The organism is Streptomyces sp. CC208A (assembly GCF_030010625.1).
In the GTDB taxonomy this organism is placed as follows: Bacteria; Actinomycetota; Actinomycetes; order Streptomycetales; family Streptomycetaceae; genus Streptomyces.
This window is the reverse complement of sequence record NZ_JASCXN010000045.1, coordinates 36,590-52,535: the sequence shown is the minus strand read 5'-3', so window position 1 is coordinate 52,535 and position 15,946 is coordinate 36,590. Positions and strand designations below refer to the sequence as shown.

Sequence of the window (15,946 nt, the reverse complement as noted above, 5' to 3'; positions counted from 1 at the left end):
AGGTGAAGAAGCTGTCGTCGATGCCGACCTCTTTCGAGTCCAGGGTCAGGGCGAAGAGGCCGGCGAGGATCTCCTCGGTCCGGTTGCGGGGAGCACGCCGGGTGCCGAGGGCGGTGGTGTCCGGGGCGGGCAGGGCGCGCTTGTCGATCTTTCCGTTGGGGGTGACGGGGAGCCGGTCGAGGACGGTGATGTGGGTGGGGACCAGGTGGTCGGGGAGGCGGTCGGCCACGTGGCGGCGGATCTCCTCGGGGTCGGCGGCCGCCGGGCCGTCGAGGACGAGGTGGGCGGCCAGGCGCTGCTCGTGGACGGTGACGACGGCCTGGGTGACGGCGGGGTGGGTCAGGAGTACGGCTTCGGTCTCGCCGGGTTCGATGCGGAAGCCACGGATCTTGATCTGGTCGTCCGCCCGGCCTTCGTAGACGAGCCTGCCGTGGGTGTCGAAGTGGACGAGGTCTCCCGTGCGGTAGAGGCGGCCGCCCTTCGTCCCGAAGGGGTTCGGGACGAAGCGGGTCGCCGTCAGGTCGGGGCGGCCGAGGTAGCCGTGGGCGAGGCCCTCGCCCGCGACGTACAGCTCTCCGGTCACTCCGGGCGGGCACAGGCGGAGGGAGGGGTCGAGGACGTAGGCGGGCTTGTTGACGAGGGGGGTGCCGACGGGGACGGCCGTGTGCGGCTGGTCGGTGGGTTCGATGGCGTGGGTCGTGGCGAAGATCATCACCTCGGCGGGGCCGTATCCGTTGAGGACGGTGATGCCGGGCTTGAGTCGCTGGAGCTTGTGGACGTGGGCCGGGGAGGCGGCCTCTCCGACGGTGAAGGCGGTGGTGACGGTCTCGAAGGCTTCCGGGTGCTCGTCGGTCAGGTAGTTGAAGAGCGTGGCGGAGAGCAGGAGCGTGGTGACGCCGTGGCGGCGGGCGAGTTCGGTGACGAGTGCCGGTTCGGGCTTCTGGCCGGGCTGGAGGACGGCGGTGCCGCCGTGCAGGAGGGCGCCCCAGAACTCCAGGCTGAACGCGTCCCAGGAGACGGGTGAGCACTGGAGGTAGACCTGGTCGGGGCCGGCGGGGAGGTAGGGCTGGCCGAGGAGGGTGGAGACCAGGTTGCGGTGCGAGGAGAGGATGGCTTTGGGGCGGCCCGTCGAGCCCGAGGTGAACATGAGGCAGGCGGGGTCGTCGGGGCCGATGCGGACCTCGGGGGCATCGGGGGCGGAGGCGGTGTCGGAGGTGGGCTGCCTCGGGGTGGGCTCCGTGTGGGTGGTCCACGGGCCTTCGAGGCGGTCCGCGAGTCCCGGGCGGGTGACGAGGTGGGTGATGCCGGCGTCGGTCGCGGCCGAGCGGAGGCGCTCGTCGGGGAAGTCGGGGTCGAGCAGGACATGGGCGGCGCCGGTCTTGAGGACGGCGAGGAGGGCGGTGGCGAAGGGGATGCCGCGCTCCAGGAGGACGCCCGCGAGGTCGCCGCGGCCGAGCCCCCGGGCGTTCAGGTGGTGGGCCAGGTGGTTGGCTGCGGCGTCGAGTTCCGCGTACGAGACGCTGCCGTCGGCGTCGATCAGAGCGGTACGGCCGGGGTGGAGCCGTACCTGCTGCTCGAAGCGGGCGACGAGGGTGGTCTCGACGGGGTCCGCGAGCGGGCCCGCCCAGGTGCGGGTGAGGAGGGTGTACTCCTCGGGGCGGAGGACGTCGAGGTCGGCGACGCGACGCGCGCCGGGTGCCTCCTCGTCGGCGTGGAAGGACGTGAGGAAGGAGGTGACGAAGGCGGCGAAGCGGTCCTGGTGGGCGGCGGTGAGGGCCGGGTCGACGCCCTCGACGGGGGTGTCGAAGTCGATGCGGAGGCCGTGGGCGGTGCCGAGGTCGAGGACGGCGACGTTCAGGTCGTCGACCGGTCCGTTGCTGATGTTGTGGTTGATGGTGGGGTGGCCCCCGACGGTCAGTTCGGCGTGGAAGCCCATGATGTTGAGGACGGGGGCGGCGAGTCGTCGGCCGCTGTCCAGGGCTCCGGCGTCCCGGCACAGCTCCTCGTAGCGGGTCCGCTGGTGGCGCAGGCCGTGCTTGACCTCGGCGGCCACGGTGCGGACGAGGTCCCCGAAGCCGTCCTCGGGGCGGACCCGGAGGCGGAGCGGGACGATGTTGGACATCATGCCGGGGGTGCTGCGGGCGGCGCGGGTGGTGCGGCCGGTGACCGGCAGGGCGATGACCAGTTCGTCGCGGGCGGTGACGCGGTGGAGGTAGACGGCGAAGAGGGCGATGAGGAGGACGGACCAGTTGACCCGTTCGGCGCGGGCGGCCGCCCGGAGCCGGTCGGCGTCGGCCGCGGAGACGTGGACGCTGCGGCGGGCGAAGGGCAGGGCGCCGTGGGCGGCCGGTGCCCGGTCGCGGCCCCGGACGAGTCCGGCGGGGGCGTCAGGGACGCCGGCCAGGTGCTCGCGCCAGGCGGTGCGGTCGGCGGCGGCCTCGTCGGAGGCGCGGTAGGCGGCGTCCTCCGCGAGGAGTTCGGCCAGGGAGCCGAAGGGCGTCTCGCCCCAGGGCTCGCCCGCGACGGCCCGCTCGTACAGCTCGACGAGGCGGGCCAGGGCCATCGAGACGCCGACGCCGTCGACGACCAGGTGGTGGAAGCCGTAGAAGTAGAAGAACCGGTCCTCGGCCAGTTTGATCAGCGCGCAGCGGACCGGCGGTTCGCCGGTCAGGTCGAAGGGCGTGCCGATGAGGGTGTCGATCAGTTGCCGGGCCGCGGCCTCCGGGTCGTCCGCCGTGCTGAGGTCGGTGAACGGCAGGGTGCGGGTGCCCGCGTCGGCGTCGAGGAGCTGCCAGACCTGCTCGCCGTCCTCCTCGAAGCCCCGGACGCGCAGGAAGTCGGCCTCGTCGACCAGGCGCCGCCAGGCCGCCGCCATCAGCTCCGGGTCGACCGGGCCGTTGATCTCCCGGCATTCGCCGACGTTGTACTTGACGCCGGTGGGGTCCAGGAGATGAGCCGTCCAGATGTCCCGCTGGGCCACCGAGAGGGGCAGCCGCACGGCGGCCGGTGCGGATGCGACGGGCGTGTCGAACGGCATGGGGACTCCTGTGAGGTCACGTCAGGTGGGGGTGCCGTCGGCACCGGGTGCGTGCGGGGCGGCCGGAGGCCGGGTGGGGTGGATCCGGTCCGGGCGATCCGGTCGGGCGGATCCGATCGAGTGGATCCGGCCGGGTGTCGGTTGGGTGTCGGTTGGGGTGGGGCCGGCCGGTCGGTGTCGACCGGCCGGCAGTGGCCATACAACCCGTACGCGGGGGCCGGAAGCGGCAGTTGCCCCGGCGGTACGGCAGCGGATCGGCGGCGCTGCGGCAGTCAGGCGGCAGCGGGGGCGGCGACGGCGGCGGTCACCCCGGCGGCAGCGGAAGCCGGGGGCGCGGGGGGCGGGGTCGCGGCGAGGGCCCGTACGACGCGGAGGAGACGGAAGGCCGAGCGGCCGTGGTCGGTGCTGGGGCGGATGACACCGCCGATGAGCAGGGCGCGGACCATGCGGCCGCAGTCCGGCAGGGGGCGGCCGGTGAGCCGGACAACCTCGTCGAGGTCGAACTCGTCACCGTCGGCGGCGCACAGCCGGGCGACGAGGTCCCGGGGGCCGGCGGGGAGGCTGTCGAGCGCGCGGGCGACGCCGTCGCGGAGGTGGGAGCCGGAGCTGCCGTCGGCCAGGTGGTCGAGGAGGGGGGCCGGGTCGGTCTCGACGATGTGGCGCAGGGTGGGCAGGTCGCAGACGGTGAGCCAGGAGGCGGCGGCGGCGAGGGCCAGCGGGTGCCCGTCGAGGCGGTGCGCCACCCAGGCGACGTCGGCGAGGCTCCGCTCGTCGGGGACGATGTCGGGCCGCACCCTGCGGATCCGGCTGAGGAGGAACCGTACGGCGGAGGCTTCGGCGGCGGGCGTACCGCCGGGGTGCGGGGTGTCGAGCGGCGCGAGGAGGAAGAGGCGCTCGCCGGGCACGTTCCAGGGGGTGTCGGCGGTGACGAGGAGGCGGAGACCGGGCAGTTCGCGCAGCAGTCGGCCGAGTCGCTGGAAGTCGAGCCGGGGGGTGTCGACGCCGTCGAGGACGAGGAGCACGTCACGGTCCCCGACGGTGGCGAGGAGCTCGGCGGGCGGCTGCTCGTGCTCCTCGGCGGGGCCGTGGGTGGTACTGAGGCCGTACGGGTGGGCGGGGCCGGAGGTGTACGACCGGTCCACGGTGGGGCCGGAGGTGTACGGGGAGCGGATGGCGGGCTCGGAGGCGTACGGCCGGAGCTCGGCGGATCCGGGGGCGTACGGGGAGCGGGCGGTGGCCTCGGAGGCGTGCGGCTGGTTCGTGGCGGACCCGGGGGTGTGGGGTCGGCGTGTGGTGGGGCCGGAGCCGGTGTCGCGGGCCGGGTCGGCCGGGCCGTGGAGGTAGGCGGCGCAGGTGGTGGTGAGGGTGGCGAGGGGGTCGTCGTCGGGGGGCAGGCAGTCGGAGGCCGCGCCGGGGGCGGTGTGCCAGAGGACGGGGATGCCGGTGTCGTGGAGGCGGGTGGCGGCCTCCAGTGCGAGCCGGGTCTTGCCGACGCCGCTGAGCCCCACGACGGTGACGAGGCGTTCGGTGCCGGAGCGGAGTTCGTCGGCGAGGACGGTGGCCTCGGCCTGGCGGCCGATCAGCGGGTGCAGCGGGGCGGGCGGGGCGCACCGTTCCAGGAGCAGGTGCCGGCCGGCGCCGCCCTGGTGGCCCCGTCTCGCCGCTTCTTCCAGGGCTGCGCGGGCGCGGGGGCCGAGACGGAGTGCGTCGGCTATCAGCCGGACGGTGTCGGCGCGGGGGCGGAGGGCTTTCCCCTTCTCCAGGTCGCGGATGGCGCGGACGCTGATGGTGGAGAGGTCCGCGAGTTCGCGCTGGGTGAGGCCGATACGGAGGCGGTGTCCGCGGATGAGGGCGCCGAGGGCGGCGGTGGCCGTCGTCGTGCCCTCAGGGGAGAGACCGGTCGTCATGGAGAGCTCCCGCTGGTCAGGTGGAGGCGGGGGCCGGGCGGCCGGCCTGGTCCGGGCCGGTCGCGGCGGCGCCTCGCCGTCTGCTGGCTCCAGGTTCCGCGGGGCGCCTATCGACGGGACATCGCGGCACTAACCGGACCGGGGGCCGCGGGAGGTCGGCCGGGGATAGCGGCGAAAGCCCGTACGGGTTCCCGTGATAGCGGTCCGGGCGTCGGTGATGGCGGGGGCGGCGCGGTGATAGCGGGGCGATAGGGCAGCGGGCGGTGCGGTGAATCCGCCTCTTCCTAACGTGGTGTCCAGAAGGAAACGCCAGCCTCGGCCGGAGCCCGCGAGGGTCCCGGACGGGTCACGGAACGAGATGGAGAATCCGATGTCGAAGAACACCGCCGCCGGCCGCACCGCCCTCCGCGCCGTCGTCTCCTCCGCGCTGATCGTCCTGGTGACCGGCGTCGGTCTCCAGACGAGCTGGGCCGACGAGTCCGCGCCGGCCACCACCACCCCCGGCGCCTCGGTCCCGGCCGCCGGCCCCACTCCGACGCCGACCGCCACCACGGACAACAACCCCTGGGACTGAGGCCGCCCGCCCTACGGGCAACCCCCTGGACCCCTACGGGCAACCCCCTGGGGGTGAGGCCGCTCCCCCGACGCCCCCGCTCCCCCGGTCGTTCAGCAGGCGCCGAGCAGTCGCTCCGCCTCCGCCAGCTCCCGTGTCATCCGTCGCTCACGGAACACCTCGACCGCGGGTGTCAGCAGTCTCCGTGAGCGCCCCGGCTCCTCCGTCAGCAGCCGGGCGAGGTCCAGGCGCGCCAGCGCGCCGCCGCTGAAATCCATGATCTGTTCCCGTGCGGAGACCGCCCGGTCGTAGAAGTCGCGGGCCCGGTCCGGCCGTCCCATCACGGTGAAGGCGTGGCCCAGGTCGCGCAGCAGGTGCCCCTCCCCGATCACGTCGCCGGAGTCCCGGCAGAGTTCGAGCACCTCCGTGAAGGTGAGGACCGCCAGGTCGCTCCGGCCCTGTTCCAGGAGCATCTGTCCGACCCGCCGCAGGGTGCGGGCCCGGCCGCCGGTGTAGCCGATGCCCTCGTAGATGTCGAGCGCCTCGTCGAGCTGCTTCTGGGCGAGGTCGGTCTCGCCCTGCCGCATGCGGATGTGGGCGCTCTGGGTGAGGACGATGGCGCGTCCGACGACGTCGCCGGCCCGGTCGAAGTCCGCGAGGGAGCGCCGGTACAGCTCCAGGGCGGCGGAGTCGTCGCCTGCGGTCCGGGCGATCAGGGCCATGTCGCGTCTGCAGAGGGCTTCGCCCATGGGCTCGTCGAGGGCCTGGAAGACGTCGAGGGCCGAGGTGAGGGCCTGGCGTGCGGTGTCGTACTGGTTGCGGCTCATGTACAGCGAGCCGAGGGAGGCGCGGATCGCGGCGGTGCCGCGGAGGTTGCCGGCCTTGCGGACGGCGGCGAGGGCGGTGAGGTGGGTCCGCTCCCAGAGGTCGTAGTGGCCGCGTACCTCGAAGAGGGTGACGAGGGAGGTCGCGAGGTCCCAGCTGAGGTCGTGCAGTCCCTCGTCGGCGGCGTGCCCGACCATGCCGCACAGGGCGGCCTGTTCGGCGTCGAGCCAGGCGAGCGGGTCGGCGAGGATCTCGTCGGTGTACGAGGCGGGGGGCTGCCAGCGCGGGGCGTCGCCGTGCAGGACGGTGAAGTCGCCGCCGTAGACCTTGCGGTGGGCCTCCTGGGCGAGGTGCATCCAGCCGCCGGCCATCCGGGCGAAGGCCACCCGCCGTACCTCGGGCGGGTGCTGGGCGGCGAGCTGTTCGCGGGCGTAGACGCGGATGATCTCGTGGAAGCGGTAGCGGAAGCCGCCGGTCGGCTCGACGCCGGCGACGTCGAGCATCTGCACGTCGACGAGGGGTTCCATGAGGTCGGAGGGGAAGGGCCGGTGGTCGTCGAGGAGGGCGCCGGCCAGCCAGCTGGGCAGGGTGGGTGCCTGTGCCATGCTGAGCAGCCGCAGCAGGCCGCGGTCGTCGGGTGCCAGTCCTTCGTAGGTGAGGGAGAGGCTGGCGCGCATGGTCATCTCGCCGTGGGCGAGTTCGTCGAGCCGGTGCCGTTCGTTGGCGAGCCGCTGCACCATCGAGGCGAGGGTCCAGTGCGGGCGGGCGGCGAGGCGGGCGGCGACGATCCTGAGCGCGAGCGGGAGGCGGCCGACGGTGCGGACGAGGGCCTCGGCGGCCACGGCCTCGCCGGAGACCCGGTCGCCGCCGATGATGCGGGCGAGGAGTTCGAGGGCCCGGTCCTCGTCGAGGACGTCGAGCTCGACGCGGTGGGCGCCGGGCAGGGCGGTGAGGCGGGCGCGGCTGGTGACGAGGACGGCGCAGCCCCGACTGCCGGGAAGCAGGGGCAGGACCTGGCTCTCTCCGGCGGCGTCGTCGAGGACGACGAGGACGCGGCGGGCGGAGAGCCGGGTGCGGTACATCTCGGCGCGTTCGTCGAGGGATTCGGGGATGAGCTGGCCGGGGATGCCGAGGGCGCGCAGGAAGCGGCCGAGGACCTCGACGGGGGTGGCGGGGGTGGCGGTGGTGCCGCGCAGGTCGCAGTAGAGCTGTCCGTCGGGGAAGCCGGTCTCGGCGAGGGCGTGGGCGACGTGGACGGCGAGGGTCGACTTTCCGGTGCCGGGCTTGCCGGTGATGGCGGCGAGGCCGACGGTACCGCGCCCGTCGCCGCCGGTGAGTGCCTTCTCCAGGGCCGCGAGTCGCTGTCCGTCGGCGACGAAGTCGGCGATGTCGGCGGGGAGCTGGTGGGGCACGGTGTCGTGCCGAATCGATTCGGCTACGGGGGTGGGCGTCGTCTCCGCCGCGGTGGCGGGTGCCTCGTCCTGCTGTTCGGTGCCCGGGGTTCCGGAGGCCGGGGTGGAGGGCGGTACGGGGCGGGCGGCGGTGGCTGCTGCTGTCGTCGCGGCGGGTGGCGGGAGTTCGCCGGCGAGGATGGCGGCTTCCAGGTCGCGGAGTTCGCGGCTGGGTTCGAGTCCGAGTTCCTCCGCGAGGTAGCGGCGGGCGGTGCGGAAGGCTTCGAGGGCCTCGGCCTGGCGGCCGGACCAGTACAGGGCCTGGATGAGCTGGCCGTGGAGCTTCTCGCGGAGGGGGTGTTCGTGGGTGAGCCGCTGGAGTTCTCCCACGAGCCGGTCGTGGCGGCCGAGTTCGAGTTCGAGCCGGATGCGGAGTTCGACGGCGGCGAGGCGTTCCTCGTTGAGCTGGCGGGCCTTGTTGGCGAGGGGGCCGCTGTCGAGACCGGTGAGGCAGTCGCCCTGCCAGAGCGTGACCGCGGATCTCAGGAGCCGTACCGCTTCCTCGGGTTCGCCGGACTCGCGCAGGACACGGGCGCGCTGCACGAGGCCCGTGAAGAGGGCGGCGTCCACGTTGCCCGCGTCGGTGTGGAGCACGTAGCCGGGCGGGCGGGTGGTGAGGGCGACCTCGCCCTCCGCGTCGGCGAGCATCTTGCGCAGCCGGGAGACGCAGATCTGGACCTGGGTACGGGCGGTCTCCGGGGGGTTGTCCTCCCAGATGAGATCGACGAGCTGACTGGTGCTCACGACCCGGTTGCTCTCCAGGAGGAGCGCGGCGAGGATCACCTCCTGCCGGCCCGGCGGTACCCGCAGCGGGCCGGCGGTGCCCTGCACCTGGAGCGGGCCGAGAACCCGGAAGGTGAGGCGCGGACCGCCCGGGACGTCCTGATCCCCTAACCCGTTGTCGGCTGCAGCCACTGATTCCCCCACGCAACAGATGAGTCGACACACCGGAATCGCATCGCGCCGTGCCAGGCCGGACCGTACCGGTTCGGACCGTACCGGTACGCACCGGTACACACCGGACCGTGCCGGTCCACGCCGGGACGTCAGGATCGAGTGAGGACAGTTTCCACATCTCTCCTCGTCCTGTCCATGCCGTGAAGATCCCGGTCGGGGATGGGGGGATAGGGCTGCGATAACGGCGAGTTGGGCGGGCGCCGCAGAATCCTGGACCGGAAGGTGAAAGGGGTTGGCACCGTTGAACAGCCAAGACACCACGACGCCCGGGCCCTCGGGGCGGGCGGACCTGGTGACCGTCGCGGGCATCGACCACGTGCGGCTGGTCTACGACTACCTGGACGGGGGCGACCTCGACGGATGCGGGTCGCTGCTGCACGACGCGGTGGTCCTCGAACTGCCCGGCCTGCAGGCCGCACGGGGCCGCACCGGGGCTTTGCGCGCCCTCGCCCTGCACGCGCCGCCGGGCACCCGGCACCTCGTGGACCGGGTCGCGGCTCAGGACCGCACGGTGATCGTGACGGGTCGCCGTGTGACGGGGGAGGCAGCGGTGCCGGAGCAGCGGTTCGTGGACGTCTTCACGATCGCGGACGACGGGCTGCTGCGGACGTGCGTGCGGTATTTCCATGCCCTGTCGTGAGGGGCGGGGCCCCACGCCGTGCCATGAGGGGCGGAGCCGCGGGTGCCCGCCGGGCGTGGTGCCGTGCCCGGCGGGCGGTGGTGCGGTCGCGGGGACCGGTCAGCAGACCCGGATGCCGTCCGCCCTGTCGTTGTTCGCGCTGCCCACGTAGGAACTGGCGGAGGGGGCCGTGGAGCTCCACAGCAGCGCCCAGGACGAGCCGGTCCAGTTGTAGACGTAGGACTTGGTACCCCGGCTCTGGTTGTTGTGCCAGGAGCTGGTCTTGTCGTTGAAGCCCCAGTTGGCGAGATTCTCGAAGTTGCAGTCCGACCAGGTCAGACGGCGGCCGTCATAGTTCGAGTGCTCGTAGAGGCAGGTCCACAGGTAACTGCAGTTCGGCGTTCCGAGGGTGCCGAGCGGTTCGTTCACCGCCCGGGCCTGTGCCTCGCCGGGGAGGGGTAAGGTCATGACGGCCTTGCCGCCGCGCCAGGCGATCTGGTTGACGCCGATCTGCTTGCCGCCGGGTGTGCGGGCCATCTGCTCGTCGATCTGCCGCTGCAGGCCGGCGACCTCGCTCTTGCTCAGGCCTGCTTCCCGGGCCTGGGTCGCGATCGTCCTCTCGAGTTCGGTCGACGCCGAGGTCGGCGCCACCGTTCCGAGGGTGGCGACCGCGCAGGCGGCCAGAGTGACACCGAGCTTGGTTCTCGTGCGCATGGGGATCATCCCTTCAGTCACGAAACTCTGGTAGTGCGGAGCAACGCCACGCTAAGTCATCACCTGATCACGGAAAAGGGGGTTCTCCGGCCCCTCGCTGACCGGAACGCCCCTGCCGGACGCCTCCTGGTCGCGGCTCCCGTGGGCCGGGTCCCGCTCTCACCTGGGGCGGGTGCCGGCCTGGACCCCGTGCGGCACTCGTCGCCGGTCTTCTCGGTACGTCGTGAGGATTCCGTGGAGTCGGCGGAGCGGGCACCTGCGCACGAGCACAGCGCGCCGGCCGGCACTCGGCACCGTGGACGGCGGAGCCCGGACGTGGCCGACCGCGCCGGTCTCCGCGCCCCGCGCTCATGAGGGCCCTCGGCGGTGGCGTTCTCCACGGCCGTGCGGCCTCGGGGGCGGGGCGGCGGGCGCCCGTACGGCCGACGGCCCCGCGCGTATGCGGTGGTCGTGCCGCGGCGCGGGCCGGAAAGGACGTGGTGAAGGCGACGTACCGCTTCCGCGCGCCGTCGCCCGGAGGGGGGGAAGCCGGGCGACGGCTTTTCGGGTGCGCACCCGACCAGGCGACTGCCCAGAACCGGCCGTGCCACTCATGCCTCCCCGTACCGTTCCCGGCCCGCCGCGCCTCCTCCCGTCCTCGCGGCGCATGACACCGGGACGGCCGGGCACTCTCCCGGGCATGAACGACCTCGAACGATTCACGCGACAGCTGGTGGATCCCGGCGCCTGCGTCGTCCCGGCCGAGGAGACCGCCCGATGGCTCGGCGCCCCACCGGAACGGTGGGCGGAGTTCGACCGGCACTGGGACGACCTCGTCCCCGACCCCTATCTGCGCTCCTCCGGCACCATGCGGCTGCGCCGCTACGGGCACGTCGGCCTGCGGCCCACCGGGGAGCGCCGGGAGCGGCCGCACGAGGCCTTTCTGCAACCGGCCGACACCAACCCGCTGTACGTGGGGCGTGAGTGGCGTTTCGAGCCGCTCACCGACGCCTTCAGCGCCGACCCGCTTCTCGCCGGTCTGCTGTCGCTGCTCGCCCGGGCGGCGGCCGTGCTGGCGGATCCGCCCGAGTGGACGGTCAAGATCCATCCTTTCCGGGTGCCGGCCACCGCCGACGTGCCCGGCGAGCCCACGCCGGAAGGCGTGCACCGCGACGGGGTGACCCTGGTCTCCTCGCTGCTGGTGGACCGCGGCAACGCCGACGGCGGCGAGAGCACCGTCTACCACCAGGACGGTGCTCCCCTGTTCCGTACGGTCCTCGACCGGCCCGGGACCCTGCTCCTCGGTGACGACCGGTGCACCCTGCACGGGGTGTCGCCGATACGCCCCCGCGCGCCGGGGCGGCCTGCGCACCGCGACGTTCTGGTCGTCACGCTGGCCGAGCCCGAGCCCGAGACCTGAGGCCGTCCCGGGCTCCCGCCCCCGCCGTGGCCCACGTCTACGGGTCCTTCGCCGACGTCCCCTCCGTCGCCGCCACCAGTCGGCGTACTGCTCCCGGCGGACCGGCCTCCCGCGCCGCCGCGCGTTGCAGCGCCGCCCCCGGGCCGTCGACGAGCGTCCGTCGTACGTACGCGTGCACGGCCTGCCGGTCGCCCGCCGCCTCCAGGGGGCCCTCCACCCGGGTCGGCAAGGCGCGGGCCAGTTCGGCGGCCGGCACGGCCCGGCCGGTGGCCAGGTCCACGCCGTTACCCGTCACACCGTCCCGGGCGGCCTTCCAGTAGGCGGCCCGCAGTTCCTCCGCGCCCACCCGGGGACCCGGGTCGCCGCGGCCGACCGCCCCGATCGCCTCGGCCACCAGGGCCCGCACCAGGGCCGCCAGGCACACCGCCCCCTCCAGGTCGGCGGAGACGTCCGGGCAGCGGATCTCCACGGTCGGCAGCCGGGGGTTGGGGCGGACATCCCAGAAGGGCAGCGTCGGGGCGAGCATCGCCTCCGCCGCCGCGATGGTCTCCGCGCGGCGCGCGCTCTCGGCGAGCGACCGCGCGTACGGCGGCGGCCCCAGGCACGGAAACCGCTGCCGGATCACGGAACGCCAGCTCGCGTATCCGGTGTCGCGCCCCTCGTGGAACGGCGAGTTCGCGCTCAGGGCCACCAGGGTCGGCAGCACGGGACGCAGATGGTTGCCGACGAGGACGGCGCACTCCCGGTCCGGGCAGTGGACGTGGACGTGCTGGGCGCAGACCGCGAAGTCCCCCATCATCGCCCGGTACTGGGCCACACCCGCCCGGTGGCGCGGATGGTCGCCGACCGGCGTCCCCCACGCGCCGTCTCCGGCCTCCTCCCCCGGCGCCCGCTCCGTCGCTTCCGCGGCCTCGCCCAGCACCGGTGTGCCGGACGCGCACAGCCGCAGCCCTTCCGCCCGGGCGGCGCGGGCCGCGGCACGCCGTACCGCGCTCAGCTCGGTACGCAGGTGGGCGAGCGTCGCACAAGGGGTCGTGCGGGCCTCGATCTGGTGGCGGGTGAACTCGCCCGTGAGGACGTCGCTCGCACCTGGCTCCGCCCGCGCCCTGGCCAGTACCCTCCCGGCGGCGGCGCTGATCCGCCCGGACCCCGGATCGACGAGGAAGTACTCCTCCTCGACCCCCATCGTGAGCACGTCTCCCATCCTCCGCCTCCCGGCCGTCACGGGTCTCGTGGCGGGCGACTGCCCGGCCGCGTCCGTGCCATGCCGGTGTCCCGGGCGGCCGGGCGGCCGGATCAGGCGCGGACGGCCGCGTACGCTTCGAGCCATCCTGCTCCCAGCCGGTCACCGCGGGTGAAGACGGCGGCGCCGTGGCACCCCGCCGACGGGTCGGCCGGTTCGGCGGGTGGCAGGGGCAGCGTGGCCTCCTCGCCGTCGGCGGGGTGCCGGGTGGTGGTCGTGCCGTTCCACAGGCGGATCACGGCTCCGGGCGGAGCCCATGCCCGGAGCGTGTCGTCCTGGAGGGTGAGGCGGGTGCCGGTGGCGCGTTCCGCGAGCAGGGCCCGGTAGCGGTCCGGGGGCAGTGCGCAGTCACCGGGCGGCGTGGTGCCGGGCCAGTCGGGTGCTCCGATGCCGCGGGCTCTGGCCGCGTGCCACATGCGGGGGACGAGGTGGGGCGCGAGGGGGGCCGTGGCCATGCGTTCGCACATCCAGAGGAGGCGTCCGGCTCCTCGGCCGGGGCCGAGGGTGCGCCAGCGGACGCGCAGGGCGAGGTCGCCGGCGACGACGGCGACCCAGGGGTGGACGGTGCCGAGGGGGCCTTGCGCGCCCAGCCAGGCCAGATAGCGCTGTGCCTCTTCCAGGATGCCGGTCATGGAGTCGACGGGGATGCCGAGGACGTAGGCGGGCCGGCCGCGGAAGAGGTGCGGGCGGGTCGCCGCGAGCAGCAGGACCGCGCGGGCGAGGTCGCCGGCCTGCGGGCGCTGTTCGTCGTCGTCCGGCGCCGCCGCCTCCACCGGGCCGAGCCCCCAGGGGTCGTCCGTGTGGTCGGTCTCGCGCAGGACCCGGCGCAGGGCCGTCTTCGCCCGGTCGGTGAACGGTGCCTGTTCGAGTACGGGCAGGCGGGTGCTGAGCAGGTACGCGAGCACCTGCTCGGCGGTGAGCGGGTCTTCGGGCACCGGGGCCTGTCGCAGTGCCGTCGCCAGGTCGTCGGCGAGGGTGGCGTCGACCATGAAGCGGCTGGTCAGTCGGCCCAGGGGGCTGGGTTCCAGCCGGTCCTCGTCCGCCGCGGGGCGCAGACAGCCCACGTCCGCGAGGAAGCGTGCCGCCTCGTGCAGGGGCTCGACGCTGTCGTGGCCCTGGTGCGCGGCGAACGTTCCGGCCCACCAGCGCTCGGCCTCGTCGAGGGTCGAGAGGCGCTCCTGTACGGCTTCGGCGAGGAGGTGGTCGGGCAGGTGCTCGTCGAGGCGTGATCGTACGGTGTATCCGGCGGCCAACCGGGCCTGCCAGTGGGCCCGTTCGGACGGGTCGGTGAGCAGGAACGCCCAGCCCTCGCGCTCTCCGGCGCCGATGCGTCCGGCGCGGCCGAACATCTGCTGGACCATCGACACCTCGACGCGGTCCAGGCCGAGGGTGGTGTCGCGGACGACCACCGCGCGGGCGGGGAGGTTGACGCCGGCCGCGACCGTGGAGGTGGCGACCAGGATCTCCGCCTCGCGGGCGCGGAAGGCCTGTTCGGCCTCCCGCTTGTACGGCCAGTCCCGGTAGTGCAGCCGTACACCGGCCTTGGTGCACAGCCGTTCCACCTCTTCGGCGTCGTCGGCGTCGACGCCGGTGGTGGGCACGCCCCGGTCGGCGGCCAGCGCGAGCGCCGTGGACCGTACGCCGCGCTTGCTGCCGCAGAAGACGAGGACGCTGCCGCCGTCCCCGGTGACCTGCCGGGCGATGCGGACGGCGGCCCGGGTGCGGACGGCGGCCCGCTCCGTCCGGTCCATGTCGTCGACCGGGGGCAGGTGGGGCAGTTGCCAGGTGAGCCGGGTGGGCCGCCAGGTGGTGCGGACGAGCCGGGCGCCCAGCCAGTCGGCGACCTCGTCGGCGTTGGCGACCGTCGCGGACAGGCCGACGATGCGGGTGGCCGCGCTGTCCTCCCGTACCCGGGCGAGCAGCGCCTCCAGTACGGCTCCGCGGGTCGGGTCGCCGAGCAGGTGGATCTCGTCGACCACCAGGCAGCCGACCTCCGCGAGCGCGTCCCGCAGCGAGCCGGCGCGGCAGATGGCCTCGAACTTCTCGGTGGTGGCCACCCACACGTCGGCCGACCGGATCAGCTCGGTGTCCACCGCCGCCTCGCCGGTCAGGCGCACCACGCGCAGGCCGTGGCTGCGCCACAGCGCGAGGTCGCGGTCGAGCTCGTCGGTGAGCGAGCGCTGCGGGACCAGCCAGGCCGCCTTGCGTCCGCGGGCGTGTGCCGCCAGGGCGGCGACCATGCCGATGGGGGTCTTTCCCGCGCCCGTCGGCGCGACGACGACCAGATGCCCGGTCTCCTCGAGGACGGCTGGGACGGCGGCGGCCTGCACCGGGTTGAACGAGGGGTGCGGCAGCAGTCCGGCCCACTCGGCCGGAACCAGTTCGCCGACGGGTACGTACGTGTCCTCCTCGCCGTCCGGCAGTTCCTCCAGCGCGTCCCACTGGGCGGCGAAGGCGTCCCGGGCCGCGGCCGCCCAGGGTCCGGCGGCGGGGGCCGCGCCGTCCGGACCGGTCTCTACCGGTTCCGTACGGCCTCCGGTGTCGGTGACCGTGCCGACCTGCCCGGCCTCCTCCCAGTAGCGGCTGACCCGGTACGGGACGTCCCGCTCCTCGAGCCACGTCCGCAGCGCCTCGTACTCCGGGCCCTCGGGGAGGATCACCCGCACGTCCTCGGCCGCCGCGAGCGCGGCGTCGGCCGGGCGCCACGCGGGGTCGGTGACCTTGCACCACAGCAGGGCGCGCCGCTCGGTCCGGTCGGGCACGACCAGGTCCTCCGGCCACGCCGGGCCCCGGCCCTCGCGCTGCGCCGGAACCCTGACCCGCAGGGTCACGGTGGGCGCCGGCTCCGCCGGGCCGCTCCGGCGAGGCGTGGTGTCGGTCAGTTCGTCGTAGCGCCTCGCTCCGAGATCCGCGAGGGTGAAGGCGGCGGGGCAGGCGGGGCAGACGAGTGCCGTGTACCGGTAGGTCCGGCCCTGGGACTCGTACGGTCTGCGCAGGGCGTGCAGTTCGCCGCCGCAGACGGGACAGCGGCGGTCGACGGTCTCCTCGTGGCTCCATCCCGGTTCGGCGAACCGCGCCGGGAGTTCTCCGTCCAGCGTGATCTTCCATCGCTCCTGTGCCAGGCCGGCGACGGTTCCCTGCATGACAGCCTCGTCACTGCGCATGGCACGACTGTGGCATCCCATGATCACTCTCCGCACGCGAATCACGCGTTTCCCCCGATCGGGCGCCCGTCCCTGCT

General features: G+C 74.2%; 9 protein-coding genes. 3 read left to right on the top strand and 6 right to left on the bottom strand.

The features are described from left to right. Together QK442_RS32715 and QK442_RS32710 are read right to left on the bottom strand one after the other, a co-directional pair. A partial coding sequence (locus QK442_RS32715; RefSeq protein WP_282697745.1) for an amino acid adenylation domain-containing protein occupies positions 1-3,037 on the bottom strand: 3,037 nt, incomplete at its 3' end. A gap of 272 nt (positions 3,038-3,309) precedes the next feature. Next, complete coding sequence (locus QK442_RS32710; RefSeq protein ID WP_282697744.1) at positions 3,310-4,944, bottom strand: helix-turn-helix domain-containing protein; 1,635 nt, start codon at positions 4,942-4,944, stop codon at positions 3,310-3,312. Between the two features lie 370 nt (positions 4,945-5,314). Between QK442_RS32710 and QK442_RS32705 the strand changes: the two genes are divergently transcribed. Beyond that, complete coding sequence (locus tag QK442_RS32705) at positions 5,315-5,518, top strand: hypothetical protein (protein WP_282697743.1); 204 nt, start codon at positions 5,315-5,317, stop codon at positions 5,516-5,518. Between the two features lie 92 nt (positions 5,519-5,610). Here QK442_RS32705 and QK442_RS32700 read toward each other — a convergent pair whose 3' ends face one another. Next, on the bottom strand, positions 5,611-8,604 hold the full coding sequence (locus tag QK442_RS32700; RefSeq protein WP_282697742.1) for a BTAD domain-containing putative transcriptional regulator: 2,994 nt from the start codon (positions 8,602-8,604) through the stop codon (positions 5,611-5,613). Between the two features lie 367 nt (positions 8,605-8,971). On the opposite strand from QK442_RS32700, the gene QK442_RS32695 reads away from it, so the two are divergent. Then, a complete protein-coding gene (locus tag QK442_RS32695; RefSeq protein ID WP_282697741.1) occupies positions 8,972-9,370 on the top strand; it encodes a nuclear transport factor 2 family protein in 399 nt (132 codons plus the stop codon). Positions 9,371-9,469: 99 nt separating this feature from the next. Here the strand turns inward: QK442_RS32695 and QK442_RS32690 are convergent, their stop codons facing one another. Further along, positions 9,470-10,063 carry a peptidase inhibitor family I36 protein gene (locus QK442_RS32690; protein WP_282697740.1) on the bottom strand — a complete coding sequence of 198 codons (594 nt, stop codon included), beginning with the start codon at positions 10,061-10,063 and terminating at the stop codon, positions 9,470-9,472. A gap of 679 nt (positions 10,064-10,742) precedes the next feature. Here QK442_RS32690 and QK442_RS32685 point away from each other — a divergent pair. Further along, the gene (locus QK442_RS32685; RefSeq protein ID WP_282697739.1) at positions 10,743-11,462 is read left to right on the top strand and encodes a 2OG-Fe dioxygenase family protein; all 720 of its coding nucleotides are present in this window, start codon (positions 10,743-10,745) and stop codon (positions 11,460-11,462) included. Positions 11,463-11,499: 37 nt separating this feature from the next. On the opposite strand, the gene QK442_RS32680 is transcribed toward QK442_RS32685, so the two are convergent. Together QK442_RS32680 and QK442_RS32675 are read right to left on the bottom strand one after the other, a co-directional pair. After that, entirely contained in the window at positions 11,500-12,648 is a 1,149-nt protein-coding gene (locus QK442_RS32680; protein ID WP_282697746.1) for a YbdK family carboxylate-amine ligase, read from the bottom strand. A gap of 110 nt (positions 12,649-12,758) precedes the next feature. Further along, a complete protein-coding gene (locus QK442_RS32675) occupies positions 12,759-15,869 on the bottom strand; it encodes a DEAD/DEAH box helicase (RefSeq protein WP_282697738.1) in 3,111 nt (1,036 codons plus the stop codon). Between the last annotated feature and the right edge of the window lie 77 nt (positions 15,870-15,946).